The sequence below is a fragment of the Sphaerisporangium sp. NPDC049003 genome (assembly GCF_043197795.1).
Lineage (GTDB): Bacteria > Actinomycetota > Actinomycetes > Streptosporangiales > Streptosporangiaceae > Sphaerisporangium.
This window is the reverse complement of the sequence record NZ_JBICTU010000034.1, coordinates 19,415-46,187: the sequence shown is the minus strand read 5'-3', so window position 1 is coordinate 46,187 and position 26,773 is coordinate 19,415. Positions and strand designations below refer to the sequence as shown.

The 26,773-nt window shown below is 71.1% G+C and carries 20 protein-coding genes; 8 read left to right on the top strand and 12 right to left on the bottom strand.

Features of this window, described 5'->3' with window-relative positions:
• Window positions 1–11 precede the first annotated feature (11 nt).
• On the top strand, window positions 12–932 hold the full coding sequence (locus ACGFIV_RS30605; protein ID WP_358558596.1) for a carbohydrate ABC transporter permease: 921 nt from the start codon (window positions 12–14) through the stop codon (window positions 930–932).
• Between the two features lie 136 nt (window positions 933–1,068).
• Here ACGFIV_RS30605 and ACGFIV_RS30600 read toward each other — a convergent pair whose 3' ends face one another.
• The 5 genes from ACGFIV_RS30600 to ACGFIV_RS30580 form a co-directional block, all read right to left on the bottom strand.
• The gene (locus ACGFIV_RS30600; protein WP_358558594.1) at window positions 1,069–1,470 is read right to left on the bottom strand and encodes a hypothetical protein; all 402 of its coding nucleotides are present in this window, start codon (window positions 1,468–1,470) and stop codon (window positions 1,069–1,071) included.
• A gap of 10 nt (window positions 1,471–1,480) precedes the next feature.
• Window positions 1,481–1,762, bottom strand: coding sequence for a WhiB family transcriptional regulator (locus ACGFIV_RS30595; RefSeq protein ID WP_358558599.1), 282 nt, complete (start codon window positions 1,760–1,762; stop codon window positions 1,481–1,483).
• A gap of 172 nt (window positions 1,763–1,934) precedes the next feature.
• Window positions 1,935–6,875: an SbcC/MukB-like Walker B domain-containing protein gene (locus tag ACGFIV_RS30590; protein ID WP_392838366.1), complete on the bottom strand. Its 4,941-nt coding sequence runs from the start codon at window positions 6,873–6,875 to the stop codon at window positions 1,935–1,937.
• Window positions 6,872–8,275 carry a DUF2398 family protein gene (locus ACGFIV_RS30585; RefSeq protein ID WP_358558590.1) on the bottom strand — a complete coding sequence of 468 codons (1,404 nt, stop codon included), beginning with the start codon at window positions 8,273–8,275 and terminating at the stop codon, window positions 6,872–6,874. Before ACGFIV_RS30585 ends, ACGFIV_RS30590 begins: the two co-directional genes overlap by 4 nt.
• Window positions 8,276–8,354: 79 nt before the next feature.
• Window positions 8,355–10,073 (bottom strand): TIGR02677 family protein, encoded by a 1,719-nt coding sequence (locus tag ACGFIV_RS30580; RefSeq protein WP_358558588.1) that lies wholly within the window; start codon window positions 10,071–10,073, stop codon window positions 8,355–8,357.
• A 608-nt stretch (window positions 10,074–10,681) separates the two neighbouring features.
• On the opposite strand from ACGFIV_RS30580, the gene ACGFIV_RS30575 reads away from it, so the two are divergent.
• Together ACGFIV_RS30575 and ACGFIV_RS30570 are read left to right on the top strand one after the other, a co-directional pair.
• Complete coding sequence (locus ACGFIV_RS30575; RefSeq protein WP_358558586.1) at window positions 10,682–13,123, top strand: M14 family metallopeptidase; 2,442 nt, start codon at window positions 10,682–10,684, stop codon at window positions 13,121–13,123.
• Between the two features lie 312 nt (window positions 13,124–13,435).
• Window positions 13,436–15,601, top strand: coding sequence for an acetate--CoA ligase family protein (locus tag ACGFIV_RS30570; protein WP_392838365.1), 2,166 nt, complete (start codon window positions 13,436–13,438; stop codon window positions 15,599–15,601).
• On the opposite strand, the gene ACGFIV_RS30565 is transcribed toward ACGFIV_RS30570, so the two are convergent.
• The gene (locus ACGFIV_RS30565) at window positions 15,598–16,191 is read right to left on the bottom strand and encodes a TetR/AcrR family transcriptional regulator (protein WP_358560070.1); all 594 of its coding nucleotides are present in this window, start codon (window positions 16,189–16,191) and stop codon (window positions 15,598–15,600) included. The two genes, ACGFIV_RS30570 and ACGFIV_RS30565, sit on opposite strands and share 4 nt — an antisense overlap.
• Before the next feature lie 49 nt (window positions 16,192–16,240).
• Entirely contained in the window at window positions 16,241–17,248 is a 1,008-nt protein-coding gene (locus tag ACGFIV_RS30560; protein WP_358560068.1) for an alcohol dehydrogenase catalytic domain-containing protein, read from the bottom strand.
• A gap of 176 nt (window positions 17,249–17,424) precedes the next feature.
• Between ACGFIV_RS30560 and ACGFIV_RS30555 the strand changes: the two genes are divergently transcribed.
• Together ACGFIV_RS30555 and ACGFIV_RS30550 are read left to right on the top strand one after the other, a co-directional pair.
• The gene (locus ACGFIV_RS30555) at window positions 17,425–19,140 is read left to right on the top strand and encodes a dihydroxy-acid dehydratase (RefSeq protein ID WP_358560066.1); all 1,716 of its coding nucleotides are present in this window, start codon (window positions 17,425–17,427) and stop codon (window positions 19,138–19,140) included.
• A gap of 118 nt (window positions 19,141–19,258) precedes the next feature.
• Window positions 19,259–19,768 (top strand): lytic polysaccharide monooxygenase auxiliary activity family 9 protein, encoded by a 510-nt coding sequence (locus ACGFIV_RS30550; RefSeq protein WP_358560065.1) that lies wholly within the window; start codon window positions 19,259–19,261, stop codon window positions 19,766–19,768.
• A 58-nt stretch (window positions 19,769–19,826) separates the two neighbouring features.
• Here ACGFIV_RS30550 and ACGFIV_RS30545 read toward each other — a convergent pair whose 3' ends face one another.
• Window positions 19,827–20,576, bottom strand: a complete 750-nt coding sequence (locus tag ACGFIV_RS30545) for an SAM-dependent methyltransferase (RefSeq protein ID WP_392838364.1) — start codon at window positions 20,574–20,576, stop codon at window positions 19,827–19,829.
• Between the two features lie 159 nt (window positions 20,577–20,735).
• Between ACGFIV_RS30545 and ACGFIV_RS30540 the strand changes: the two genes are divergently transcribed.
• From ACGFIV_RS30540 to ACGFIV_RS30530, 3 genes are all read left to right on the top strand, one after another.
• Window positions 20,736–22,067 carry an MFS transporter gene (locus ACGFIV_RS30540; RefSeq protein WP_358560061.1) on the top strand — a complete coding sequence of 444 codons (1,332 nt, stop codon included), beginning with the start codon at window positions 20,736–20,738 and terminating at the stop codon, window positions 22,065–22,067.
• A gap of 233 nt (window positions 22,068–22,300) precedes the next feature.
• On the top strand, window positions 22,301–23,386 hold the full coding sequence (locus ACGFIV_RS30535) for an exo-alpha-sialidase (RefSeq protein WP_358560074.1): 1,086 nt from the start codon (window positions 22,301–22,303) through the stop codon (window positions 23,384–23,386).
• Between the two features lie 200 nt (window positions 23,387–23,586).
• A complete protein-coding gene (locus tag ACGFIV_RS30530) occupies window positions 23,587–23,814 on the top strand; it encodes a hypothetical protein (protein WP_358560059.1) in 228 nt (75 codons plus the stop codon).
• A gap of 317 nt (window positions 23,815–24,131) precedes the next feature.
• Here the strand turns inward: ACGFIV_RS30530 and ACGFIV_RS30525 are convergent, their stop codons facing one another.
• The 4 genes from ACGFIV_RS30525 to ACGFIV_RS30510 form a co-directional block, all read right to left on the bottom strand.
• Window positions 24,132–24,326 (bottom strand): hypothetical protein, encoded by a 195-nt coding sequence (locus ACGFIV_RS30525; protein WP_358560057.1) that lies wholly within the window; start codon window positions 24,324–24,326, stop codon window positions 24,132–24,134.
• Between the two features lie 401 nt (window positions 24,327–24,727).
• A complete protein-coding gene (locus ACGFIV_RS30520) occupies window positions 24,728–25,174 on the bottom strand; it encodes a hypothetical protein (protein WP_392838363.1) in 447 nt (148 codons plus the stop codon).
• 85 nt (window positions 25,175–25,259) lie between these two features.
• A complete protein-coding gene (locus tag ACGFIV_RS30515) occupies window positions 25,260–25,997 on the bottom strand; it encodes an SRPBCC domain-containing protein (RefSeq protein ID WP_358561631.1) in 738 nt (245 codons plus the stop codon).
• A 1-nt stretch (window position 25,998) separates the two neighbouring features.
• The gene (locus ACGFIV_RS30510; RefSeq protein ID WP_358561628.1) at window positions 25,999–26,622 is read right to left on the bottom strand and encodes a helix-turn-helix domain-containing protein; all 624 of its coding nucleotides are present in this window, start codon (window positions 26,620–26,622) and stop codon (window positions 25,999–26,001) included.
• Window positions 26,623–26,773 lie beyond the last annotated feature (151 nt).

The following is a 26,773-nucleotide window of genomic DNA, read 5'->3' as shown; positions in this document are numbered from 1 at the left end:
GGGGCCTGACAATGGTTTCGCGGGCGGAGAAGGTGACGCTCAGCCGGAGCGCGGCGCGCGAGCGGCGCAGGATCCGCCTCGGCCCGCTGTCGGGGTTGTCCCACCTCGCGCTGATCGTGTGGACCGTGCTGGTGGTGGTGCCGATCGTGTGGACGTTCCTCGCCTCGGTGAAGAGCGAGGACGAGATCTTCGGCAGCGCCTGGTCGGTCCCCGCCACCCTGCGCTGGGACAACTGGGCACGGGCCTGGGAGCACGCCCATGTCGGCCAGTACATGATCAACAGCGTCGTCATCGTGGCGTTCGGGACGTTCGGCACCATGCTGTTCGGCTCGATGGCGGCGTACGTGCTCGCGCGCTACCGGTTCCGGGGCAACCGGGCGATCTATCTGCTGTTCGTCTCGGGGCTGGCCTTCCCGGTGTACCTTGCGCTGACGCCGCTGTTCTTCGTGGTGCGGAACATGGGCAGCATCCCGCTGATCGGCCAGTTCATCGGGCTGGACACGCGGGGCGGGCTGGTGCTCGTGTACATCGCCTACTCGCTGCCGTTCACGGTGTTCTTCCTGTCGGCGTTCTTCCGCACGCTTCCCCACGCGGTGGCGGAGGCGGCGTTCGTGGACGGCGCGTCCCACAGCCGGGTGTTCTTCCAGATCATGCTGCCCATGGCCCGGCCGGGCATCGTCAGCATCACGATCTTCAACATCCTGGGCCAGTGGAACCAGTACCAGATACCGCTCGTCCTGCTCAGCGGCCAGTCGAAGGACAAGTGGGTGATCACCCAGGGCATCGCGGACATCTCCACGGCGGCAGGATACGACGCCGACTGGTCCGCGCTGTTCGCCGCGCTGAGCATGGCCATCCTGCCCATGCTGATCGTGTACACGATCTTCCAACGCCAGATCCAGGCCGGCCTCACCGCCGGAGCCCTCAAGTAGCCCGTCCCGTCTCCATGAGGGCACCCGGGCCCCGGTTTCCGCGAAGCAGCCTGGGCCTCCCGAGGCCGGGCGGGAGCCTTCCCGAGGTCGCGCAGGGCTTTCCGAGGCCGGACCCGCGGCTGGTCGGGGAGGGCGGTCAGCCGTGGAGGCGTTGCTTCATCTCCGCCTCGTAGATGTGCCGCCGGCCCCCCGCCAGCTGGTTCCTCATGCGCTCCTCCAGGTCGACGAAACAGCGGCGGTAACCGTCGTCGTACTCCTCGACGATCTGGAAGGTCCACTTTCCGGCGAGCACGTCGCGGCCGAGCAGGTCGGAGCACACCGTGTCGGCATGGTCGCCGTGCCCGGCCTCGCGGAGCAGGGCCACCGCGTCCTCCAGCATCCGGTGGGCCCGTCCGGTGAGCTGGTGGAAGGCGTACAGGTGACCTCGTGCCCGCTCGGCGGTCTCCAGGGCCTCCGAAAGCTTGCCGAGCGCCTCGACGGTGGCGTCGTCCAGCCCGGCGGGCCGCCGGTGGTCCGGATCTGGGAGGTCGTCGTTCATGAGGTGATCACTACCCCGCGTGGACGCGCCAATCCTGGCTCCGGGGGGCGTTGGCCCTGCGTTCGTCGGGATCGGTGCCTCCCCAGATGCCGTGCTCCTCGCGGCTCGTCACCGCGTAGTTCAGGCAGGGTGTCCGTACGGGACAGCGGCGGCAGACCGCCTTGGCCCGCTCGTGCTGAACGTGGCCGGGGCCCTTCGCGGAGATCGGGAAGAACAGCTCCGGATCCTCTCCGCGACAGGCGGCACGACGCAGCCACGAAACTGCAGGTATGACGGTGTCCTGGATGACCATAGCTATCCCATACAAGTGAGTGAACGTAACGACTGCCGGCCCAGCCCGAGAAGTCGCGTGCCCGCTCTGGTCGCGTTGACACCTCTTTTTAGGGATAAATGCACCAACTCAATTCGGCCGTTTCGGTCCTAACGTATTCGCGCGTTCCTGTCACCCGTACGCGCCTCGCCTGTCACACCATGGCCTCCTGCTCCTCAAGGTCGTCCTCGTCGTCGGTGTAGAGGGTGTCCTCCCGCGAGCCGGGCGGGGCGTGCCGCCGGGGGGTGAACCCGAGGAGCTCCTTGACCAGCTCGTCGTTGCCGGCGTATCCGGCGTCGGCGTCGAAGACCTGGGCCCCGTCCCAGAGCGCGAGGATGGTCGACACCGTACGGAGCTCGCTGTCGTGCAGCAGGTCGTAGTGCGCGATCATCGGCACCGTGGAGTACGTGCACCACAGGTCATGACCGGTCATGAAGAGGTCGAGCCCGAACTGCACGGTCAGCCCGAGAAGCTCGGGTTTGTAGTTGTCGTCGATCCCGGCGAACGCCTCGTCGAGGGCGATCACCCGGGGGCACGACGCCCGTCCCGACGAGTAGAGCGCGTTGGCGGCGGCGAACAGCGGCAGGTGGATCGAGGCGGACTTCTCGCCACCCGACATCTGCGAGTGCTTCGCCCGCGTCAGCCTGACCTCGGGCTCCCCGCGCCGCGCCATCAGCAGCTCGAAGGTGTACCAGGAGCGGTAGTCGAGGACGGCCGCGAGCGCCTCCTTGTAGGTGGCGCGGGAGTTCCTGGCCCGGTGGTCCCTGATCATCTGCCTGAGGTGCCCGCGAAGCGTGACGAGCCCTTGGTTCCCGAGCGCCGCCGTGTCGCGCACCAGCAGGGCCGCCACGGCACGCTGCCTGTCGTCGATCTTGTCGGACTGGACCCAGCGGATGCCGATCGTCGTCCCGGACGACATGGGCTTGGAACGGGTGTCGGCGTTCATGCCCCGGACCAGGTCCTTGGCGGCGACGACGCGGGAGTGGATCTGCTGTGCCAGGCCCGTCAGCAGCTCGTCCTCAAGGACGGTGCGCTCGCGGTCCTCAAGGAGCACCCCCTGCTCCTCGGCACGTTCCGCGACGCCGCGGGCGAACGCCGACACCGGGCCCCGCCCGTCGGCGTCGATGACGTGGACGGTGAGCACCGCGCCCGGCTCCCAGTCGAGGCGGTAGTCCTCCTGGCACTTCTCCAGGGCCGCCTGGAAGTCGCGCAGGGCGTTGGAGATGCGGTCGAGCGTGTTCTTCAGCGTGGCGTCGGTGACCGCCCGCCCTCCCTGCGTCGCCGCGTCGTAGGCGTCGATGATCGCCAGGGCGTCGCCCGGCAGGGTCGCGCGGACCGCCTCCAGCGGATCGGGGGACGGGTCGGCCAGCATCAGCTCTGCGACGTCCTCACCCGCCCGCTCCGGCCCCCGAGGGCGATCCTCCAGGGGCCAGGGTGTGGGATCGGCGACCCCGGCCAGCGGGCGGAGGTCGGCCTGGGTGTAGGGGACGAACTCGGCGATCTGCCCGGCCATGCTCAAGAAGGCACCGGCGAGGGCCTCACGCCCGTGTTCGAGCTCGGCCCCTGCGAGGACCTCGGCCTCCCGCTCGCGGGTCGCCACCAGCTCCTGCTCGCCTCGGGTCGTACGCGCCCGGGCGAGCAGGCCCTCGGTCTCCGTGATCTGCCTGAGCACTTCCTTCAGGTCGGCGTCGAAGGTGCGTTCCAGGGTTTCGAGCCGCTCGGCCAGGACGGCGTGCGCCGCCTCGCGCGTGCCGAGAGCCATCTCCCCCTCGGCCTGCTCCTGGCTCAGCCGCTCGATGGTCTCCTCGCGCTCCGCGAGGTCACCCTGCGCCGTGGCGATCTTCTCGCGCTCGGCGCACAGTCCCTCCGCCGCGCGCGTCAGGTCGTCCAGCGCCTGGGCGACGGCGTCCACCTCGCGGGGGTCTCGCGGCATCGCCAGCTCGGCGGCGGCCTGCCGGAGCCGTCTGGCCGCCGCGCCCACCTCGGCCACCGCGCTGTCGACGTGCTTCGCGGTCTCGGCGAGCCGCGCTCGCGCCACCGCCAGGCGGGTGGCCCGATCGGCGACCCCGCCCGCCGCCGTGACGATCGGCCCGGTCTCGGGCAATTCCTTCCTGGCACGGCCGAAATCGGCTACGAGCCCGTTGAGACGCTGGGACTCCTCGCCCAAGCCCTTCTGGGTCTCGACGTGCGCCGTGATGAGCCGGTCGTACTCGGCGATGCGCACCAGCCGTCGAGCCGCGCGATTGGTGGCTCCGATGTACTCCACCGCCGCCTTGGGCCGCCCACCCACGTAGGGACCAACCCCAAACCAACCCCCCCTGCCAACCCCCAAATCCAAACCCCCCGCCAGGCCCGAACCGCCCCCCGCGCCGGAACCCTCCGCCGCGTCCGAACCGACCCCGCCCTCCAAACCCCCCGCTGGCGACCCAACCGCCCCGCCCGAACCGACCCCCGCGCCGGAACCCTCCGCCGCATCTGAACCGACCCCGCCCTCCAAACCCCCCGCTGGCGACCCAACCGCCAGGTCCGAACCGACCCCCGGGTGCGGACCGGATGCCAGGTCCGAGCGTTCCCCGCTCCCGGCATCGGCTCCCGCGTCGTCGCCCGGACGCCCGACGGGAACTCTCGCAGGTACTCGCGCATGGGCGTCGTCGAGGGCGATCGAGCGCAGGATGGCTTCGATCACCTCGGCGGGCACCATGCCCTGCCGCTCGGCGACGAGGATGCCGGCGAGGGTCTGCCCCTGTGGCCGCCGCTCCTCGGGCAGCGGCACCAGGTATCCATCGGCCTCGCCCTCGGACAGCGCCGCGACGGTGAGCTCCGGATCGGGATGGATCCAGGCCGTCAGCAGCCCCGCCCCGTACAGCGCGCCCTCGATGCCGGCGGCGTCACGCTCGTCGACCCCGTCGGCGAACCGGACCAGCCGCCACAGCGGCGCGCCTGGCCGCCCGTCGCGGACGGCCGTGCGCAGGTCGTTGGCGGGAGGCGCGTCGTCGCGCTCGGCCGCAACCGCCTCCCGTTCGGCGCGCAGCTCCCGCAGGAGCGTCGCGACACGCGCCTCCTCGGCGGCCACGTGGGCTCTGGCCTCGATCACCGCGGCACGACGTTCCTCCGTCAGCTCGCCGAAGACCTCCGGCAACCTGCGCGCCCCGGCCTCGCCGATCGCCCCGAGCGTCTCCTCCAAGGCCGCAAGATCACCAGCACTGACCACCGCGACCTCGCCGGCCGAAGGTCCGGCAGCACCACCGAACGCGACCCCACCGACCAACGCTCCCGCAGCACCACCACCCGCCGCTTCACCGACCGGCGCTCCCCCAGCACCACCGCCCGCCGCCTCGCCGACCGGCGCTCCCCCAGCACCACCGCCCGCCGCCTCGCCGACCGGCGCTCCCCCAGCACCACCGACCGCGGCCACGCACGGACCATCGGCCGTGGCGGCCGCTGGATTCGCGGCCACGACCCAGCGCTGGGTCCATCGCGTCAGGGCGTCCTTGGCTGCGTGGCGGGATCGGTCGAGCCTGTCCTGGGCGGCGGACAGTTCTTCCTCGCCCGCGGTCACCGCCCGGTCGGCCTCTTCCGCCGCCGTCTCGGCACGCTTCCGCTTCGCTTCGGCCCCAGCGAGCAGGGCCAGATGACCACGTACCGTCTCGACGTCGCCGCGCCGGGCCGTGACCCTCGCCCTGGCCAGCGCGAGGCTCTCCCGCGGAGAAGCGGGGCTCTCCCGCGGAGAGGCACCGGAGCCACCGAAGCCACCGGCGATATGACCACCCTCGGAGGCCGCACCGGCATCGGAGGGCCCGTCCGCGGGCGTGAGGTCGGCGATGTCCGTCACGCCGGCATGGCCGGCGGCGTCGGCCAGCTCGTTGAGGTGGCGGCCGGCCTTGTCGCGAGCGTCTCTCAGCCGCTCGGCGACCTTCCCGGCCTCGGTGCCCAGCTTGGCGATGTGGCCTCGCACCTGGTCGAGGCGCTGCCGTTCCCTCGCGATGCCCGCGCTGTCGTCGGCGATCTGGCGGCGCAGCCCGTCGAGCTCTCCCCTGGCCTTGTACGCCTCGTGCTGCTTCAGCACGGCGAGCCTGCCGTCGTACCTCGCGAGCTCGGCCTCGGCGGCCTCGCGCCCGGCCGTGGCGGCGGCGTGCGCCGTACGGGCGCGGCGAAGCTCGGACGCCGAACGGGCGATGCGGGCGGCGCAGCTCGCCGCCCCGTCGAGCCGCTCGTGGATGCGGTCGAGGTGGTGCCGGACGTGGGCCCGCAGGTACGCGGTGTAGTGGCCGAGGAACTCCTTGACGGCCCCGTCGGCGAGGGTGAGGTCTTCGAAGAGGCGCTGCACGGCGGCGAGGTTCTCGAAGTCACGCGCGGCCTGCTCGACCAGCACGGGGTCGACAGGGCTGAGCCCGGCGCTGAGGGTGTCGGACACCTTGACCGGGTCGAGATCCTTGGCGAGCAGCGGGCGGCGCAGTGCCAGGAGCAGGTCGAGGAGCTGGGCGTAGCGCTCCTTGCCGAGGCCGAAAAGGCGGGCGTCCACCGCGGCCCGGTATTCGGTCGCGGTCCTGTGCCTTGCTCCGGGCTCCAGGACCGCTTTGAGCTGCTTCTCGGTGAGGGGCCGCGAGTCGGCGGACAGCAGCCCGAAGTCCACGCCGACGCGCCTGCCGGTCACGAAGAACGACGGCGTGACGCCGTCGCGGTGCCGGTGAGCCCGCAGCCCGATGATGAGCGTGACCGCCTCCCCACCACGTCCGTCGGTGTGGTCGGCGTCCCAGGCAGCGCTCACACCCTTGCCGGTTTCATCTGTGTTACCGTCGGCTGGATCTCGGGTGAACTCCATCCACACGTAGCCGTACTCGGCTTCCTGGCCCCGGTAGAGCAGGTTGGACTTCATGGTGCGGTTCTCGCCGCTGAAGGGGTCGAGGCGCCTGGCGTCGCTCACGCCGTCGAGCACGAACGGGAACAGCACTTCCAGGGCCTTGGTCTTGCCCGAACCGTTGTGCCCGCGCAGCACCAGTCGCCCGTCGGCGAAGACGAACTCCTCGTCGATGTAGTCCCAGATATTGATCACACCTGCGCGGGACGGTTTGAATCGGCCGGATGCGGGTGTCATGAAGGGGATCCCTCCGGAAGAGACGGCGAGAGGTGCAGGCCGAGCTGGCCCTGGTTGTGGCGCCTGTCGGGCAGCGCCAGGGTGATGTTGCGGTAGCGGGCGAAGGCCGGGAGCAGCAGCACGCCTCCGGGATGCCGCCGGACCAGCCGGAGCTCGGTCAGGAGCGTCACCGCGGCGTCGAGCAGGCCCTCGGGATCGTGCTGCCACATGCTGGAGAACGAGGCCGCGCCCAGCTCCTCGTACAGCTCGCCGACCATCGCCGTGAGCCGTGCCCGCTCCACCAGCGCCACCTCGGCGGAGGCCGGGACTCCGGCGCCCGGCTCCGCTCCGGGAGTCGGTGCCCACGCGAGCTCGCGGACGACCCCCGCCCGGGGAAGGGCGGAGTCGATGCGCGCGAGGAGGTCGCGCTGGTCGCCGGCCTCGCTCGGCAGGTCGAGGAACGTCACCGAGGCACGCTCGCAAGGGTCTTCGAGCAGGTCGGCCATCTTCGCGAGGAGAAGACCCGCCGCCCGGTTGACCGCGCCTCCCCGCCCGGGGAAAGGCTTGTCGGTGAAGCGTCCCCCCGCGTCCGCGAGCATGGCGCCCTCGGCCCGGCACTCCACGGCGAGCCCGGTCAGCCGCGCCAGGTCGGCGGCAAGGCCGGGCTGCCGCAGGAAGCCGGCGACTTCGGGCTCAACCTGGGCGAAGTAGACGACCGGGTGCTCGACGAGGAGCCGGCGGGCACGGCGCGCCGCGTCTTCAGGACGCACGCGGCCGTGGCCGCCGGAACCCTCCAGCAGGCCCGCCGCGCTGGTCAGATGCTGCACCGGGCGCGCGGGCTTGAACAGGATCGCGCAGATGTCGTGGTCGATGTCGAACAGGGCGTCGCCGCGCTCGGTGTCGTGCGCCCAGTCGTCCAGCGACCCGTCGGAGAGCCGCAGGGCGCCGCGCTCGACCAGCCAGTCGAGGCAGTCGACCACCGCGGCCTTGTGCGCGCCGACGGTGGGATCGAACCCGAGCCCCTCGATCGTGTTGGCCGCCGGGGCGAAGGCCCGTACGAGGTCGGCGAGGCTGATCTCCACGCGGGACCGCTGGAACAGCGCCAGCACCAGGCACAGGTAGGCCAGGCGGCGCCGGTCGAACGGCTTGCCCTTCTTGGCGAACAGCAGCCGCTGCGTCTCGTCGAACGCGTCGAGCCTGCGCACGACCCGGACCTGCGTGGTCGTCGCGATCACGGTGTACCCGAACAGCTCGCGGAGGTCGCGGGTGAGCTGGTCGGCCCACTGGAGCACCTGCTCAAGGGCGCCTGGACGCGGACGGGACGCGGTGATCAGGTCGTTGGTCAGGGCCAGGCGCACGGCCTGCTGGTAGGAACCCAGCTCGCTCGGCAGCACCCCGGCCGCCGCGCCACGCGCCCTCATCGGGTCACCTCAGCGCCGGGCAGGGGCCCCTGCGGCCTCCGGACGGGCGGCCGGGAGGCGACGGTCGCCCCGCACACCCTCATTGGAGTGCTCCCTCGGCCCGCGAGTGCTTCTCAAGCTCACCAGGGGGCGGACGCCCGTCATCCCCGCCGACGGGCCGGTGCTCGTCGGACCCGCCTGCCGGCGAAGGCTTGTCGTGCCTGCCCGCGGGCGGTGCCGGGGTTGTGGTGGCGGCGGCTCGTGCCCGGGCGCGGAGGGATCCTGCGGTGTGCGCGGCCGGTTCGAGGTCGAGCCGGAGGCCCGGCAGGTGGAGGACCCCATGGACCGTGCGCACCGTGCTTCCACCCGGCTCGGGGACCAGGCGGACCGTCATCGACTCGTTCCCCCCGGAGGCGGAGCGCAGCCGGCCGGCGACGACCGTGCGGGCCTCCAGGGCCCGTGTCAGGAGCCGGAGGACCACGCGGGTCTCCACCTCGTCGAGGACGCGCCCGTGGACTCCCGCCTTCACCAGGCCCTCGGCGGCCTCTCGCTCGGAGGCGCGGCCGGACGCCTGCCGCCGGCGCAACTCGCCACGGATGCCGGCCCGCCCCCGGACCGGCTGCGGGACGCCGGGAGTGGGCGCCTTGCCCCGGCGGAACAGGGGCACGGAGATCTCCACACCGGGCGCGTCCCACCAGGTGGAGCGGATGGAGATGACCTCGGCGTCGTCGTGGGCGCCTCCGAGGTGCCGCGCCGTGCGGGCGTTGAACGCGGCCGTCATCAGGGCGTGGGCGGCGCCCTCGTCGGGCACGTTGAAGACCCACTCGGCCAGGTGCCGGAGCTGGGTGGACCGGTTGACGCCACCCCGCTGGGCCTCGGCGATCTGCCGGAGCAGAGCGATGACGCTCGACACGCCGGTGCGGGTGGCGGCGCGCAACTCGGCCGCGCGCGAGGACTCGGACCCGTCGGCGGCGAACCAGGCGCGCAGCACCGCCCAGCGGCGGCGCCAGTCTTCGAGCCTGTCGGCGTAGTCCATGAAGAGCCGCTCGTCGGCCGCGGCCGCCCGGCCCAGCAGGGTCTCGACGCCCGTCCGCTCGACGTCGCGGACCGCCTTGTCGAGGCGGGGCAGGTAGCGGTCGAGCTCGGCCATGAAATCGGTCATGTGCGTCAGCAGGGTGTTCTTGTAGCGGAGGAAGGCCTCGGGGGACGCGTCGGTGGACCGGGTGATCTCCGCGAGGGTGAGGTGGAACCGGGCGGAGCGGCGTGCCATGTCCTCCATGACCGTGTCCAGACGGGAGAGCCTGCGCCAGACCTGCTCGCCATGGCCGGACCGGTTGGCCCCGGCCAGCGCCTTGAGGTCCTCAAGGATGTCGGAGAAGACCAGCCGCGACAGGTTGACGTCCTGCGGGCGGGCGGCGATCACCTCCTCGACGGCCACGAACGCCTGGTAGCCCAGCTCGCTGAACTGGTAGACCGACTGGCGGTTGCGGTAGCGCACGAGGCTGCCGGCCCGGGAGGCGTCTTCGAGCCGGTGGACGACGCCGTCGTCGGCGAGCGCGTCGAGCCGGGACCGGAGGTTCTCGTCGGCCGAGGGCGCGTCGTCATAGGCGGCGCCCAGCTCGGCGAGCACGCGCGCGACGTCGTCGGGATGAGCCTGGAGCTGGTGGACGGCCCGGAGGCGGTCCATGGAGCGGAGCACCCAGAGGTAGACCAGGTGGTCGTCGCGCCTGGTGAAGTTGAACAGGCGGAAGCGGTCGCTCACGGCGAACGCGCCCAGGTCGAACGCGCGCGACGCGCCCGTGACAGCTCTCTCCGTCATCCCCACTCCCCCGGCCGGCCGTGAGGTCGCTCGGAGAAACGACCTCGTGCGGCTGTCAGCACCCCGCCGGGACGAGAGGACGGCCCTCTCCCCCGGCAAACCCTCACCTCGCGGCGAGCCCCCTGTGCGAGCACAGAGCCGATCACACTCATGGATACACGAAGATCTCACCCCCGGGACCGGCGCGGACCGTGCCTGTGGACGAACGCGGAGTGCTCCACAGGCCGCGCACAATCTTGCTCGTGATCGGCCTTCGTCGCACCTCGCCGCCCATTGATAGCGTCCCCGACCGACAATTCCCGGCCGCCGCCGCCGAGGAGGCCGGATGCGCGCATGACGAGGACGGGGCGCCCCATGAGCCGGGGCCGCGCCGGCCGGCCACCGATCCCGCGCCAACCGCGCTTGACATGATCAATGACCCGCGAACCTAACACTGGGCGATATGTCCCGAAATTCCACGTTAAGCCCTATAACCATGGTCGATCGATATAAATGTCACCTTTAGGTCTTGACGGTAGATCTTTAATTGACCGAGACTCCTCACCACCTGCGTGCTTCGACCCGGTATGACCCCCTACCCGGGACCGCATGCCAACAGGAGGAATCTCTTGAGGAGTTCTTTCACCAGCAGGAGAGCCGGTCGCCTCGCGGCCGGCCTCGCACTACCTGTCGTTCTCACCTTCACCGCGCTCCCCGTTCTCGCGGCCCCCACCCCCTCCCCGGTCACACCCGACCGGCAGTCCAGCACCGTCCAGGACGGCGTCGCCCTGCTGCGCATCGTCGTCCCCGACGAGGCCGGCGTGGAGGAGCTCAACGACCTGGGCGTCGACCTGGCCGAGTACAAGAAGCCCCTCGACAACGGCATCGAGGTGCACGCCGTACTCAGCCCGCAGGAGGCCGACGACCTCCGCGCCAAGGGTTTCGACGTGCGCGGCTCCATCTCCGACCAAGCCGACGCCGTCGCGAACCAGGCCGAGAGGCGGTCCGCGATGAAGTCCGCCGACGCGGCGGAGGCGACGACCGACAAACTGACCGCGCTGCGCGCCGAGTGGTTCACCAGCACCGACGACCAGCGGTTCATCTCCGTCGAGGTCAAGTCGAGCGCCACCGACGCGGAGACGGTGCTCACCGCCACCTGGGACAGCGGCCCGAAGACCGCCCCCGACTCCGGCGGCACTGCGACGATGTCGCGGTTCACCGACGCCGGGCAGTACATGTACCACCGGTTCAACTCGCCCCTGCCCATCACGCAGGCGCCCACGAAGGTCACCATCACCAGCAACCGCGGCGGCACCATCACGGTGCCGGTGACCAAGTGGCTGGGTGACAAGCGCAAGGCCCCGAACAAGCACTACGTGCAGGACTTCGTCGACCACTACATGGACCCGACCGAGATCACCGGCCGGTTCACCTCCCTGGCGTCGCAGTTCCCGAAGATCTCGCAGATCATCGACCTGCCGTACAAGACGAACGGCTACCGCCGCGCCGCGCAGGCGCAGTTCGGCACCGTCACGGCGAGCACGCTGTACGTGACCTCCAAGGCCTTCGGGTCCGAGGGCGGCAACGACATCAGCGTGGCCCTGGTGAAGCCGGACGCCGCCTCCAGCGCGCTCGGCGTGTCGGTCAGCGGCAAGGACGTGGTGGTCAGCCTCGCCACGGACGGGTCCAACGCGATCAGCAGCTCCGCCGCCCAGGTGGTGGCCGCGCTGAACGCCCACGCGGCGGCCTCGGCCCTGCTCAGCGCGAGCACGTACCGGGGCAACGCGGGCGCCGGCCTCGTCGCCGCCGCCCCGGCGACCAAGCTGACCGACAATCTCAAGGCCCCGGCGACGGTCAAGCGCGAGCCGTTCCAGATGAAGGCGCTGCGCATCGGCAAGAAGCGGGACGGCTCCAAGGTGGGCGTGTTCCTCTACTGCCAGGAGCACGCACGCGAGTGGGTCACCCCGCTGGTCTGCGTGGAGTCCGCCGAGCGCCTCCTGCGCAACTACTCGCGCGACGAGCGGACCAAGAAGCTGGTCGACAACCTCGACATCTTCGTGGTGCCGACGATCAACCCCGACGGCGCGCACTACTCGATGTACGACTACAACATGCAGCGCAAGAACATGACCAACCACTGCGCCGCCAACGCGGCCGACCCCGCGAACCGCAACTCCTGGGGCGTGGACCTGAACAGGAACTTCTCGGTCGGTTCGCTCTTCGACGGGTACAGCGGGGCCTCGTCGAGTTGCACCAGCGCCACGTACGCCGGTCCGTCCGAGTTGTCGGAGCCTGAGGCGCGCAACGAGGTCTGGCTCACCAACCAGTTCCCGAACATCAAGTTCGCGATGAACACCCACTCCTACGGCGGCTACTTCATGTGGCCTCCGGGCGCGTACAAGACGCAGGGCCGCGAGCTGCTGCCGCGCGTCGACTTCGGCACGGAGAACTACTTCTGGGACGCCTCCAGCCACATCCTGTCCTCGGTGCAGGCCTGGCGCGGCACGGCGATCTGGCCCGGTCGCACGGGCCCGGTCCCGGATGTGCTGTACTCGGCGGCCGGCAACAGCGCCGACGAGCACTGGTTCAACCGCGGCATCATCGGCTGGGACTTCGAGGTCGGCGCGGACGTCTACAACGCCACGACCAAGCAGTTCGACGCGGTGGGCTTCCAGCCGGCGTTCACCGAGGGACACGAGGAGGCGATGGAGTTCGCCAACGGTCAGATCGCCATCCTGGAGGTCGCCCGGGCCTACGCCGACGACAAGAAGAACCCCGACTCGAAGATCCAGGTGACCGGACGTACCAGCACCTCGACGACGTTCAGCTTCAAGATCGACGAGCCGGCGAACGTGTACTACACGCTGGACGGCAGCCGCCCGACGCTGAGCTCCCAGAAGCTCACGTCCTCCGGCATGCGCGAGGGAACCCAGCAGATCACGGTCGACAAGACCACCGAGGTGCACTGGTTCTCGGTGGACATCGCAGGAAACGTCGAGAACAACTACCGCCCGGACGGGCACGGCAACAACTACAGGAAGGAAAAGGTCGAGGTACGCAAGGTCCGCTAGCACCGGGCCGTGACCACGGCGTACGGCCGCGCGTGAACCGCGCGGCCCTGTAGAGGCACCCCAGCATGACCAGGTGGCCGCCGGTTCCCGAACCGGCGGCCACCGTTCGTTCCCCCGGTCCGATCAAGAAGACGGCCAAGGCCCGGGGAGAGCAAGACTTGGCTCCGCAGAGCCATTGACAGCCGCGCGGCGGGCCGCCAGAGTCCGATGAATAACTGACCCATCAGTTAATTTACGTGCCCGGCCAGTGGGCGATGAGGATCACCAGGTGCCGGATGGCGCCGGGCGCGTTTGAGAAGCAGAGGTGAACGCATGACGCTCCGGGTCTTCTCCGACCCCCGGTCCGTGGCAGTGGTGGGCGCGTCGGCCGATCGCGCCAAGTGGGGGTACTGGCTGGCGCGGGGGGCGCTGCGCGGCGCTCACCGGCGTCAGGTCCACCTGGTGAGCCGCTCGGGAGCCGCCATCGAGGGGGTGCCCGCCGTCCACGGGCTGGCCGACCTCGCGGAGCCGCCCGAGCTGGTGGTGCTGAGCGTGCCGCCGGCGTCGGCGGTGCGGATCGTCACAGAGGCGCTCGACCTCGGGGTGCGCGGCTTCCTCGCGATCACCGCGGGAATCGAGGAGACCGGGCTGGCAGAACGCGTGCGCGCGGCCGGAGCCCGGATGATCGGGCCGAACTGCCTCGGCATCTACGACGCGGCGACCGAACTGGAGCTGGCCTGGGGCAACTTCGTCCCCGGCTCGCTCGGGATCGTGTCGCAGTCCGGGCAGCTCGGGCTGGAGCTGGCCGGGCTCGCGCGCGAGGCGGGCATCGGGGTCTCCCGGTTCGTGTCGGTGGGCAACCAGGCCGACGTGTCGGCGCGCGAGATCCTCGCCGACCTGTCCGGCCACGAGCGCACGGCCGCCGTCGTGCTGTACCTGGAGGACTTCCGCGACGGCCGCGAGCTGATCGGGACGCTCCGGCACCTCCGCGAGCAGGGCAGGCCCGTCATCGTGCTGACCGTGGGGGCGAGCGAGGCCTCCCAGGCCGCCGCCCGCTCCCACACCGGCGCGCTGACCGCCGGGCTCGACGTCGTCGAGGCGGCGTGCCGCGCGGCCGGAGCCGTCCTGGTCGAGACGCCCGCCCAGGCCGTCGACCTGGCGCAGCTGCTGATCAGGGCGCCTCGCCTCGCGGGGCGGCGGGTCGCGGTCATCGGCGACAGCGGCGGCCAGGGCGCCGTCGCCGCCGACGTGATCACGCGTGCCGGGCTCGCCGTGCCCGAGCTGGCCGGGGCCGCGCGCGCGATGGCCGGGGAACTGCCCGACGGGGCGGCGGTGCGCAACCCGGTGGACCTCGCGGGCGCGGGCGAGCGCGACCTCGGCGTCTACGCGCGCCTCACCCGGGGCCTCGTGGACAGCGGTGAGGTGGACGCGGTCGTGCTCACCGGCTACTTCGGCTCGTACGGCGCGGACGAGCCGTCGCTGGCCGGCGCCGAGCACGAGGTCATCGCCCGGCTGGGCGCGGCCGTACGTGCCGGCGGGCGGCCCGTCGTCGTCCACAGCATGACCCGCGACTGCGCGGCGGTCGACGCGCTGCGCGAGCAGGGACTCCCGGCCTATCACACGATCGACGCCGCGGCGCGTGCCCTGGCGTACGCGGCACGGCTCGCCCTCTACCCTGCACGGCTCGCCCTTCAGCGTGCTCTGCCGACTCCGCCGGCGGCGCCTCGGCCCGCCGATGACCATGTCCAGCCGGACCGGCCGGCGCCGCGCCCGCCCGCTGACGACCGGGTCGCGCCCCCCGTGCGGGGCCCGGCCTATCTGGCGGCGCGCGACGCGCTCGCCGCCTACGGGGTGCCGTTCGCGGGCGCGCTGCCCGTACGCGACGCGGCGTCGGTGATGGCCGCCGCCGGGAGGCTGCGCGCGCCGTACGCCCTCAAGGCGGCCTGGCTGGAGCACAAGAGCGACCTCGGCGGCGTGGCGCTCGGGCTGGTGGACGCCGGGGCGGCGGTGGAGGCACTCGGAGCCATGGTCGCGCGGCTGGGCGAGGGCGATTACGTGCTGGAGGAGATGGACGCGCGGCCCGGCGTCGTCGAGCTGATCGTCGGCGGGCGGCGAGACCCGTCGTTCGGTCCGGTCGTGCTCGCCGGGCTCGGCGGCGTCCAGGCGGAGCTCTATCGCGACGTCGCGATAGAGCTCGCCCCCGTCACGCCGGCCCAGGCTCTGGAGATGCTGCGCGGGCTGCGCGGCCACGCTCTGCTCGCGGGCTGGCGCGGCCGTCCCCCGGTCGCGGTGGAGGCGGTCGCCGAGGCGATCGCGGGGGTGTCACGGCTGGTGGCGGAGCGCCCGGACGTCACCGAGTGCGAGGTGAACCCGCTTCGGGCCGCCCTGGACGGGGTACTCGCCGTGGACGCGCTGGCCGTGTTCTCATCCGGGCACCAGCCGTTTCCCGCCGGGACCCAAGCCAGGTTTCCAGCCGCGATCGGCCCCGGCGCCGCCTAGGTCTCCAGGCCGCGCAGGAAGGTGTCGCAGGTCGCGCGCATCCGGTCGCCGGTCATGTCTCGCGATCCGAGCAGCACCTGGATGGCCAGGCCGTCGATCATGCCGATGAGCACGTTCGCCGTGCCGACCGCGTCGCCGTCGCGGAACTGCCCTCGGTCCTGGCCGTCGCGCAGGATGTCCGCGACGACCCGCCGCCACTCGCCGTACACCCGCTCGTTGAGCTCGCGCAGGTCGGGCTCGCGCAGGGCCTCGTTCCACAGCTCGATCCAGACCCGCCACGCGAGCACGGTCTCGGGGTCGTCGCCGGGAAGGTAGGAGTCGACGAACGCGCGCAGCCGCGAGAGCGGATCGCCCGCCGCTTCCAGGATCGGACGGCGCCGGTCGAGCGAGCGCCGGAAGTTGAAGGCGAAGGCCTCGTGGACGAGGTCGCGCTTGGTGTCGAAGTAGTAGTGCACCGTGCCGTGGCTGGTGCCCGCCCGTTTGGCGACGTCGCCGATGCGCAGGGACCGCAGGCCCACTTCGGCCATCACCCGGCACGCCGCCAGCAGGATCTGCTCCCGGCGCTCCACCTCGACACTCGGACGCGGCATGGCTCCCCTGGTTCCGTCGTGATCGGCCGGACAACTATCGCACGGCGCGTCAGAGCCGGGGATCGATGTGGATCTTGGTCCCGTGGCCCCCCTCGTACGCGCCCGCGAGCACGTCGGCCGCCCGGTCGAGCCCGACGGTGTCCGCGACCAGGACGCCGGGCGTCACCCGTCCGTCGGCGTAGTGCTCGATGGCGGGCGCCAGGCCGGGAGAGCCGCCGAGAACGCCGATGGCGGTGACGTCCTTCAGCACCAGTTCGCGGGTGTCGATCAGGCTGGGCGTGCTGGACAGCCCGATATGGACGACGCGTCCGGACGGCCGCACGAGTTCCAGGGCGGCGGGCGGGGTGCGGGGGTCGTCGGTGCAGTCCACGATCGCGTCGAACGTCACCCCGGGCGGCTCGTCGCGCGTCCAGAAGCTCTCGACGCCGAGCTTGAGCGCCAGGTCCTGGTTGCGGCGGTCGAGCCCGAGCACGTGGACCTCGGCGCCCGCCGCCAGCGCGAACGCGGCCGTCAGCAGGCCGATGGTCCCCGGCCCCCAGACCAGGACGCGGGCCCCCGGGCCGGCGTTCGCGGCCGTCGCGGCGCGCCAGGCGTTGCCTCCGGGCTCCACGAGGGCGCCGGTCTGGTCGTCCACCGAGTCAGGGAGGCGGTGCAGGCTCGTGGCGGGAACGCGTACCTTCTCCGCCAGCGCGCCCGGCCAGCCGCCGAGGATGCCGACCTCGTGCCGGGCGGCGCACACGTACCCGTGCCCGGTACGGCAGCGCGGGCAGTCGCCGCACCCGAGCATGGTGTCGCCGATGACGCGGGCTCCGAGCCAGCCCTCCTCGACGCCTGAGCCCACGGCGGACACGACGCCGGACCACTCGTGGCCGGGGCGCAGGGGGAATGCCGCCTTGCCCTGGGCGTAGTAGGCCATCTTCCCGGTGAACAGCTCGACGTCGGTGCCGCACACCCCGACACGGTGTACGTCCACGACGACCTGCCCGGCGCCGGGCGCGGGGGCCTCCACCTCCTCGACCCCAGCCACGCGGGGCCCGCGCAGTACGAGGGCCCTCATCGCCGGCTCGTCTCGGGCATGACGGGAACCGCGGACCGGTCGGGTCCGCCGGCACGGGCCGGGACAACGCGCATGGGAACCTCTCCGCCTGGCCTGGGCCACAGCCGTCGGGCGATGGCTCAGGCCGATGTATTTCACAATGTAGACATACGCTCCAATTCGGGGAAGATCACCCCATGACTGGACAGCGAAGTCAGCAGTGGTACGCCGGCGACGACCGCAACGCCTACATCCATCGCGCCTGGATGCGCCGGGGGCTTCCCGGCCACGCCTTCGACGGCCGCCCGCACGTAGCCATCGCCAACACCGCCTCCGCGCTGACCCCGTGCAACGCCCACCTCGACGAGGTCGCGCGCGCCGTGGAGAACGGCATATGGGAAGCGGGCGGCGTGCCGCTGAACCTGCCCGTGGTCTCCCTCGGCGAGACCCAGGTCCGCCCGACCGCGATGCTGTGGCGCAACATGGCCGCCATGGCCACCGAGGAGATGCTCCGGGCCAACCCGATCGACGGCGTCGTGCTGCTCGGCGGGTGCGACAAGACGATCCCGGCGCTGCTGATGGCCGCCGCGTCGGTGAACCTGCCCGCCGTCGTCGTCCCCGGCGGCCCCATGCTCACCGGGACCTTCAGGGGCCACCCCCTCGGATGCGGCACCGACGTGTGGCGGCTCAGCGAGGAGGTACGGGCGGGCACGCTCACGCAGAGGGAGTTCACGGCGTCGGAGTCGTCGATGATCAGGAGCAGGGGGCACTGCAACACCATGGGCACGGCCTCGACCATGGCCCTGGTGACCGAGGCCCTCGGCATGTCGCTTCCCGGAATCGCCGGGACCCCGGCCCCCGACAGCAGGCTGCTCGAACTCTCACACGCGACCGGACGCCTGGTCGTCGGCATGATCGCCGAGGGCCGCCGTCCCAGCGATGTGATCACGCGCGGCTCGTTCCTCAACGCCGTCGTCACCCTGGCCGCGATCGGGGGCTCGACCAACGCCGTCGTGCACCTGCTCGCGATCGCCGGCCGCCTCGGCGTCGACCTCAGCCTCGACGACTTCGACCGGACCGGGGCCGGGGTGCCGCTGCTGGTGGACCTGCTGCCCGCCGGGCGTCACCTGATGGACGACCTGTACCGGGCGGGGGGCCTGCTCGCTGTGCTCCGCGAGGTCAGGGACCTGCTCGACCCGGAGGCGATGACGGTCGACGGCACTCCCCTGACCGAGCACCTCGGCGACGCGAGCATCTTCGATGAGGACGTCATCCGGCCCCGTGAGAGGCCGCTGCTCGAAGACGCGGGCATCGCCGTGCTCCGCGGCGACCTCGCGCCCCACGGAGCGGTGATCAAGCCGGCCGCGGCCTCGCCCGAACTACTGCGGCACCGCGGGCGCGCCCTGGTCTTCGACAGCGTCGAGGACGCCCGCGCCCGGCTCAACGACCCCTCGCTCGACGTCGACGAGACCTCGGTGCTGGTCCTGCGCGGGTGCGGGCCGCGCGGCTATCCCGGGATGCCGGAGGTGGCCAACCTCCCCCTGCCTCCCAAGCTGCTCGCGCGCGGCGTCAGGGACATGGTCCGGGTCTGCGACGGGCGGATGAGCGGCACGGCGTACGGGACCGTCGTCCTGCACGTCGCTCCCGAGGCGGCCGCCGGCGGGCCTCTCGGGCTGGTCCGCACGGGCGACCCCATCGTGCTCGACGTGGAGGCCCGGCGGCTGGACGTCGACCTGCCCGCCATGGAGTTCGCCGCGCGGAGCCCCTCGCCCGCCGCCGCCCAGGCCTTCGCGAACCCGTCGCGGGGGTGGGAGCGGCTGTACGTCGACCATGTCATGCAGGCCGACACCGGGGCGGACTTGGACTTCCTGCTCGGGTCGAGCGGCGACGAGGTGGCAAGGGAGTCGCACTGACCCCTTCCCCGGCAGGCAGCACACCATGACTGACCTGAGAAAATCTTGTCAGGCCAGGATTTACTCTTAGGAAAGTTTCTTACACAATTGTCCTCACCCCCCACAGAAGGAGCAGGACATGCGAAGAACGATCACTTTCCTCGCCACCGCGGTGCTCGCCATCGGGGCCACGGTGTTCGTCGCCTCCCCCGCCCTCGCCCACGGCTACATCTCCTCGCCGGCGAGCCGGCAGGCCATGTGCGCCCAGGGCCGCGTCCCCAACTGCGGTGAGATCATCTACGAGCCGCAGAGCGTGGAAGGACCGAAGGGCCTGAAGAGCTGCAACGGCGGCGTCGCCCGCTTCGCCCAGCTCGCCGACGAGAGCAAGAACTGGCCCGCCACGAGCGTCGGCAAGACCGTCACCTTCAACTGGGTGCTGACCGCCCGCCACGCCACCAGCACGTGGGACTACTTCATCGGCAGCACCCGGATCGCGCAGTTCAACGACCAGGGACGGCAGCCCGGCGCCACGGTGTCCCACACCGTGAACCTCGGAAACAGGACCGGCCGCCAGAAGGTCCTCGCCGTCTGGAACATCGCCGACACCGCGAACGCCTTCTACTCCTGCGTCGACCTCCAGGTCAGCTAACCCCGGCCCCTCCCGTACGGCCCCACCCGGCCCAACCGCGCGGGGCCGTACGGCGGGGCTAGGAAACGCGTCCGACTCCGCAGAGGAAGTAGGATTTCACCTTTTCCAGGACTGGCGCGACAACGGGAATGTCCGGCCGCCATTCGTGCAGGTTGACCATTCCCGGATCGACCAGGTCGAGTCCCTTGAAGAACGGCGCGATCTCCCCGCTCATCCTCGCGACGAACTGCGCGGAGGCGTTGTTGTAGACGCCCTCCACCCCGGGCGCGGCCTGCGGGCGCTCGTCGACGGCGACGTGCGAGATCGCCACGTAGCTGCCGGGGGCCAGCGCGTCGCGGATCGCCGCGATGATGCCGACCGGGTCGTCGCCGTCGGGGATGAAGTGGATGATCGCCAGCAGCAGCACCGCGATCGGCTGGTCGAAGTCGAGGTGGGCGCGCAGTTCGGGCCGGCCCAGGATCTCCGCCGGCCGCCGCACGTCCCCCTCCACGACGAGCACCTGCGGGCTGTCCTGCAACAGGGCGCGCGCGTGGGCGAGCACCTGCGGGTCGTTGTCGACGTACGCCGTGCGGGCGTCGGGGGCGACCTCGGCGGCCACCTGGTGCACGTTGCGCTGCGTCGGCAGGCCGGCACCGATGTCGAGGAACTGGCGGATGCCCTGCTCGGCGAGGAAGCGTACGGCCCTCGCGAGGAAGGCGCGGTTCTCCCTGATGCCGATGGGGATCTCCGGGACGAACCGCAGGACCTTCTCGGCCGCTTCCCGGTCAGCGGGAAGGTTGTCCTTGCCACCCAGGAAATAGTCATACATTCGTGCCGCATTGGGGGTATTTGGGTCGAAACCTCCCCCTATCGAGGCCGGATTCATCGCTGTCCTCTACTGGTCGGCACCACATGACGATCTTAACAACAAGTACTGAAATTTCAGCTTTTGGAGGAAGAACTTAATGCAGAATGTCATGATCTTCGCATGTCCACTCCCCCGACACGCCGCGTGCTGGGCACTCAGCTAGCCGACGGCATCACCAAAGGCAACATGTGGGCCCTGCTGTCGATGGCGACGGCGGGCACGGCGGTGATCTCCTTTCTCCCGTCCGCCCAGCCGCACATTCTCACCACGATCCTCGGCGTCCCCGAGTCCGCCCAGGGCACGACCGTCGGGCTCCTGGGCTTCGCCGCGGAGCTCGCGATGATCCTCAGCCTCACGTGGTACGGCGCGCTCGCCGACCGGTTCGGCCGGCGGCTGATAGTGATCCTCGGGATGCTGCTGTGCGCGATCGGCACCGCGCTGTTCCCGTTCGCGGGCGACACCGCCGTCCTCGTGGCCCTTCGCGTGGTGTTCGGGCTGGGGGTGGCCGCGCTCAACGCCATGATGTCGACCATCGCGATCGACTACGTGCGCACCCGGTCGCGCGGCAAGTCGTACGGCCTCATCGGCGTCTGCGGCGGGCTCGGCGCGGTGGTCGCCGTGCTGGTGCTGGTCAGGCTGCCGCAGATCCTGGAGGGCCGGGGACTCGAACCGGTGGCGGCGACCCGGCTGGCCTTCCTGCTGATCGCGGCCGGCATCCTGGTCGTCGCCGTGCTGCTGTGGCTGACGCTCTCCACGGCCAAGGTCAGCGCCACCGCCGAGCGCACCTCGCTGTCCCGTCTGGCGCGCGAGGGCCTCGTGCTCGTACGCGACCCGGGCGTCGCACTGTCCTACGCCGCGTCCTTCGTCGCCCGCGCGGACCTCGCCGTCGTCGTGGGGTTCATGACCCTGTGGATCGTCGACTTCGCGACCAACGAGCGCGGGATGTCGAGCGCGGAGGCGCTGGCCAGGGCGGGAGCCGTGGTGGGCGTCTCGCAAACCGTCGCCCTGGTGTGCGCGCCGCTGTTCGGCTGGCTGGGCGACCGGGTGCGGCGCGAGAACCTCGTCATCCTCGCCCAGTCGCTCGCGGCCGCGGCCTATCTGTCGACGCTGCTCATCTCCGATCCGCTCGGAGGCGGCATGATGATCGTCGCGGTGCTCGTCGGCGTGGGGGAGATCGCCGGGATCACGACAGCGGGCCCGCTGCTGGCGCAGCAGGTACCCGCCGACGTGCGGGGCGCGGCGTTCGGCGTGCACACGCTCTGCGGCGCCGCCGGCATCATGATCGTCTCCGCCGCCGGAGGCGCGCTCTACGACGCGTGGCGGCCCGCGGGGCCGTTCGTGGTGTCCGGCGTGTGCGGCCTGCTGGTCGTCGCCTTCGGCCTCGCCATCAGGCGGCGCGTCCGGCCGAGGACCGACGCCGACCTCGAACGGGAGGCCATGCCGGCGAGCTGAGGCGCCCGCGCCCACCGCCCGCGGACCGGCCCCTCCCAGTCACCGCTCTGCGAGTGCGGAATCCGGCCCTGAAATCCCCGAAAATCGGATCTTCCCGCCTGAGCCAGCCTGATCAACATCGAGATCCAAACACATGTTCCAGAAAAAGTGGCGCGTCGGCCCTTCCGATAACGGTCCCACCGGATGGATACTTACGCGCAGTCACCATGTCGTCGGAACGAGAAGAGATCGCGATGACCGTCCTGCTGGCCCTGGGAACCGCGAAGGGGCTGTTCCTGGCCCGAAGCGACGACGACCGCGCGTCGTGGGACGTCAGCGGCCCGCACTTCCCGATGACGGGGGTCTACGGCCTGTGCGTCGACAAGCGGCGTGCCACACCCCGCCTGCTGGCGGGCGTGACCAGCTCGCACTTCGGGCCGAGCGTCGCCTTCAGCGACGACCTCGGCGCCTCCTGGCACGAGCCCGCGCTGCGGCCGATCGCGTTCCCCGAGGACACCGGCACGGCGCTGGAGCGGGTCTGGCAGCTCACGCCCGACCCGGCGGGGCACCCCGAGCGCGTCTACGCGGGCACCCAGCCCTCCGCCCTGTTCGTCTCCGACGACGGCGGCGCCACGTTCGAGCTGGTACGGGCTCTCTGGGATCACCCACACCGCCCCCGGTGGGAGGCGGGGTTCGGCGGCCAGGCCGTGCACACCGTCCTGCCCCACCCCCTCGACCCGGAGGCGCTGCTGGTCGCCATGTCCACGGGCGGCGTCTATCGCAGCGCCGACGGCGGCGCCTCCTGGGCGGCCGGCAACGCCGGCATCCAGGCCACGTTCATGCCGGAGCGGTTCCCGGAGTTCGGGCAGTGCGTGCACAAGGTGAGCCGTGACGCCGTGAACCCCGAGCGGCTCTACGCGCAGAACCACCACGGGGTCTACCGCTCCGACGACGGCGGAGCCCACTGGGAGTCGATCGCGGACGGCCTGCCGAGCGACTTCGGCTTCACCATCGTGGCCCATCCCCGGCGCCCCGACGTGATCTACACCTACCCGCTCGTGGCCGACTCGATGCGGTTCCCCTCGGACCTGCGCTGCCGCGTCTACCGCTCGCAGGACGCCGGCAAGACCTGGGAGCCCCTGTCCGAAGGGCTGCCCTCCGGGCCGTTCTATCCGGTCGTGCTCCGCGACGCCATGTGCGCCGACGACGCCGACCCGGCCGGGGTCTACTTCGGCACCCGGTCGGGCGAGGTGTACGCCAGCCGCGACGAGGGGGACTCCTGGGCGCTGGTGGCCGCCCATCTTCCCGACGTGCTGTGCGTCCGCGCGGCGGTGGTGTGACGGGCGCCGCACGTTTCTTCCAGATGGCCGTGCGCACCGGGGGTGCGGCGAAAGGGATTCACCGCGCCGGCCAGGGGAAGTTGGTGTCCGCCGGGTGAGGTGGCGGCGGAGTGATCCGAGGGTGTGACGCGCGGCGACACCGCCCCTGGCGGCACATTGCGCGAGGACGAAGTGCACAGCCCTCAGGAATGAGAGAAAGTATGACGAACCCCGCCGCATCCCTGGTGAATTCCCTTTTCACCGCGAAAGCGTCCGCCGCCGCCGCGGCCCTCGCTTGCAGCGTCGCCATCGGCGGCCTCACCGCCCTCGCCTCCGGCACCACCTGGGACACCGCGTCCCGCGTCTCGGCCACGGGCACCACCTGGGACTCCCCGCCCGCCGGCACCACCGGCACGACCTGGGACTCCGCCCCGGCGCTCACCGCCTGACCATACGGACCCGGCGCGCACGCTCGGCCGTACGGACCCGGAGCGCACCGCTCGGTCGTACGGGCTCATGGCGTGGTGATCAGCCGTACCGGCTCAGCATGAACCGTCGTCAGCCGGAGGACGGCGATAAGGGTGGCAATAGCCCGGCTATTCATGGGATTCCCCTCTGTTCGCTGGTGGGAACGAAGAAGACACGACTCAATTCCGGGCCCCTGCGTGTGCGGTGGTCATTTCTCATCGGCATCTGTTCCTGAAACACTGAAAACGGCCGGAGCCAAATGCTCCGGCCGCACTCGAACCATTCAAAGAAAGGACCGTCAGCCCCAAGGCGTGTTGTGGCCGCCCGTGGGGGTGGGGGTGGGGGTGGGCGTCGGGGTGGGCGTGGGGGTGTCATCCGTGGTGACGGACGCGGTCTCGGCCATGGCCATGGTGCTGACAGCCGCTGCGCCGCCAACGCTGATGATCGTGCAAATGATGACCCGGGCGGCGATGGTCTTTACGAACTTGCTCATTTCAGCTGACCCCTCGTCAGTGGCGGCGGCTCACGTCCGTGCCGTTTTCCTGCTCGCAATGACGAAGGTATTTGGGGTCGCTATCCAGTCGTTATCGATACGCTTCTCGCCCGCCAAGGCCGCTTTACGACGGGATTTCGGGGCTTCCGATCATCCTGCGCGCGGCCGGAAGCGGCCGCGTGAGCGCGGGCCGACGGCCGGTGCCCACCGACACCGCACCATGCGGTGGGCACCGGCACGTCGGGGTCCTACTCCGGCCGCGGCCGGCGATGCCGGACCGCCGGTCGAGCGTGGCCGTCAAGCGACGACGCGTCGGGCCGGGAGCTCAGACGTGCGGTGGTTCAAAAGAGCGGTCGTGCGGGCAGCCGCCTCGCGGCACGGATACCGGACGTGGGGGCGGCTCAGGGCCACCAGGCCAGGCCCAGGAGGAACGACCGGTTGGAACCGTGAGAGTCCCCGCCGATGCCCTCCTCGCCCGGAGTCCGCAGGTCATTCGGGTCGCCTTCATCGCGCCGGCCCCGGACGGCGGGACCGCCCCGCTCGTCGGCCAGGTGCTCGCCGGCGCCGTGGCTTTCGACGGCTCCGTGGCCCTCAGACGTCACGACCCCGCCGTTCTCGTGGTTCTGCGAGGCCGCGGCGTCGCCGCTGTCGTGCTCTTCGGAGGTTCCGGCGTCGCCGGCCGCGGCCCGGCTGTCGGCGGCTCCGTCGTCCCTGGCGGAACCTTCGTAGCCTCCAGAGGTGTTCTCGTCTCCGGGACCGCCCAGGCGGCCGCGCGGCTCGGCCGCCTGGGAGTCCTCGCCGGAGGGCTGACCCTCGTCGACGCTCTGTGGGTTGGTGCTCTCATCCATTGCCATGTGACCTTCGGTGGCGCGTATCGCGGTGACTCTGGTGGGCCGGCTGGCCGCCGCCCTGGTCGGTGGAGAGCGGGTCGTACTAGGCGAAGAGCTTGGCGAGCCAGCTCTGCCAGGCCTGCTCGGTCTCCTTGGGGTCGGCTTCGTCGGTGAAGATGTGGTGGCCGATCACCACCGTTTCGTGCATCCCCTTGATGAACCTGTAGAGCCCGTCGCCGGTGCGCACCCCGAGAAAGCCCGGGGCCACGTAGTCGGCGATGCCTTCGATCGGCTCGAACCCTTCGGGGGTCAGCCGTACCCGGTCGCCCTGGACGACCTCGCTCTCGATGCCGAGGCCGCGCTGGAGCACCTTCCACGCGGGTTCTCCCGCCTCGCTCGGACGGGCGCCGAAGACCACGAGCGCGAACTGGCCGGGGAAGTGGGTGAGGTATTGGTCAAGGGTGTGAAGGTACATGTCCCAGCCCTTGTTCAACGCGTCCAACTCGGCCTCCCAGCCGTCGCCGAGGACGCCACTCTGCACCAGGCGCAGCACCGTGCTGCCCTTGTCACGCCCCTCGACCACATACTCAAACGCCATGAACGTGCCGTCCTCGCCCTCTCCGCTGCGAAAGGCGAAACGCTTGCCCGGCTCCCAGGCGGTGATGGTGCTCTCCGCCGGGATGTCACCGAAGAAATGCCTGGTCTTGCCCTCGCCGGGCTCGATCTCGTTACGCCCCATGAACCAGGAGTCCAGACCCGGCCCGGTGGCGACCGCTTCCCATACCTGTTCCGCAGTCGCCCGCAGCACGATTTCCTTGCGCAACTCGAATGGGTGGGTCATCTTACGACTCCTTTATGTCAGAGACCTCTGAAATGTCGGATATCTCGGTTCGCAGCTGCGGGTGAAGGGCGACGATCACACGGTGGACACGGCCGCCCTCGGCGGTCTCGTCGTGGTATTCGCCGGCCAGCGCGGTGACGACCTCCGCCAGCTTCTCGGCGAAGGCGGCGCGGTCGGCGGCCGAGGCGAACCGCACGTGCCCGTCGATCGCGAACGTGGCCACCTTCTTGCGGGCCTTGGAGGCGCCGGTGACCAGCTCGCCCACGTCGCGTACCAGCCGGGAGGCGACGGCCAGCAGCCAGCGCGCCGATAACTGGTCGGGGGAACGGGCGGGGTCGGGGGCCACCGCGGCCAGCGCGACCGGCGAGATGACGTACGACGCCGCGGTGGCGGCCATCACCCGTTCGATGGTGTTGCCCTTGCGGCGCTCCTCCACCAGCTCGACCAGGCCGTGCCGCTCCAGGGCCTTCAGGTGGTAGTTCACCTTCTGCCGCGGCATGCCCAGCTTGGCGGCCAGCATCGTGGCCGACGCCGGCCGGGCCAGCTCGGCCAGCAACCGGGACCGCACCGGATCGAGCGAGGCCTCCGCCGCCGCCGGATCTTCGATCACCGCCACTTCGAACATGCTCCAACGTTCTCACCGACAATGCGAGTTGTCAAGACTACTCAAGTTGTCGGTGGGAGGTCTCACCTGGAAAGATGGGGTGGTTAAGGGGGCGCTCGGATCGGTGACGGCGGCCGGGGAAGACGATGACGGCTCACGAGAATTCACAGGG

What these genes read in the sequence shown, in the direction of transcription:
- ACGFIV_RS30540 (WP_358560061.1), top strand. Translation starts at nt 20,736, where the DNA reads ATGTCCACTCCCCCGACACGCCGCGTGCTGGGCACTCAGCTAGCCGAC.
- ACGFIV_RS30515 (WP_358561631.1), bottom strand. Translation starts at nt 25,997, where the DNA reads ATGACCCACCCATTCGAGTTGCGCAAGGAAATCGTGCTGCGGGCGACT.
- ACGFIV_RS30530 (WP_358560059.1), top strand. Translation starts at nt 23,587, where the DNA reads ATGACGAACCCCGCCGCATCCCTGGTGAATTCCCTTTTCACCGCGAAA.
- ACGFIV_RS30560 (WP_358560068.1), bottom strand. Translation starts at nt 17,248, where the DNA reads ATGAGGGCCCTCGTACTGCGCGGGCCCCGCGTGGCTGGGGTCGAGGAG.
- ACGFIV_RS30555 (WP_358560066.1), top strand. Translation starts at nt 17,425, where the DNA reads ATGACTGGACAGCGAAGTCAGCAGTGGTACGCCGGCGACGACCGCAAC.
- ACGFIV_RS30600 (WP_358558594.1), bottom strand. Translation starts at nt 1,470, where the DNA reads ATGAACGACGACCTCCCAGATCCGGACCACCGGCGGCCCGCCGGGCTG.
- ACGFIV_RS30590 (WP_392838366.1), bottom strand. Translation starts at nt 6,875, where the DNA reads ATGACACCCGCATCCGGCCGATTCAAACCGTCCCGCGCAGGTGTGATC.
- ACGFIV_RS30585 (WP_358558590.1), bottom strand. Translation starts at nt 8,275, where the DNA reads ATGAGGGCGCGTGGCGCGGCGGCCGGGGTGCTGCCGAGCGAGCTGGGT.
- ACGFIV_RS30570 (WP_392838365.1), top strand. Translation starts at nt 13,436, where the DNA reads ATGACGCTCCGGGTCTTCTCCGACCCCCGGTCCGTGGCAGTGGTGGGC.
- ACGFIV_RS30535 (WP_358560074.1), top strand. Translation starts at nt 22,301, where the DNA reads ATGACCGTCCTGCTGGCCCTGGGAACCGCGAAGGGGCTGTTCCTGGCC.
- ACGFIV_RS30595 (WP_358558599.1), bottom strand. Translation starts at nt 1,762, where the DNA reads ATGGTCATCCAGGACACCGTCATACCTGCAGTTTCGTGGCTGCGTCGT.
- ACGFIV_RS30605 (WP_358558596.1), top strand. Translation starts at nt 12, where the DNA reads ATGGTTTCGCGGGCGGAGAAGGTGACGCTCAGCCGGAGCGCGGCGCGC.
- ACGFIV_RS30520 (WP_392838363.1), bottom strand. Translation starts at nt 25,174, where the DNA reads ATGGATGAGAGCACCAACCCACAGAGCGTCGACGAGGGTCAGCCCTCC.
- ACGFIV_RS30525 (WP_358560057.1), bottom strand. Translation starts at nt 24,326, where the DNA reads ATGAGCAAGTTCGTAAAGACCATCGCCGCCCGGGTCATCATTTGCACG.
- ACGFIV_RS30510 (WP_358561628.1), bottom strand. Translation starts at nt 26,622, where the DNA reads ATGTTCGAAGTGGCGGTGATCGAAGATCCGGCGGCGGCGGAGGCCTCG.
- ACGFIV_RS30565 (WP_358560070.1), bottom strand. Translation starts at nt 16,191, where the DNA reads ATGCCGCGTCCGAGTGTCGAGGTGGAGCGCCGGGAGCAGATCCTGCTG.
- ACGFIV_RS30580 (WP_358558588.1), bottom strand. Translation starts at nt 10,073, where the DNA reads ATGACGGAGAGAGCTGTCACGGGCGCGTCGCGCGCGTTCGACCTGGGC.
- ACGFIV_RS30545 (WP_392838364.1), bottom strand. Translation starts at nt 20,576, where the DNA reads ATGTATGACTATTTCCTGGGTGGCAAGGACAACCTTCCCGCTGACCGG.
- ACGFIV_RS30550 (WP_358560065.1), top strand. Translation starts at nt 19,259, where the DNA reads ATGCGAAGAACGATCACTTTCCTCGCCACCGCGGTGCTCGCCATCGGG.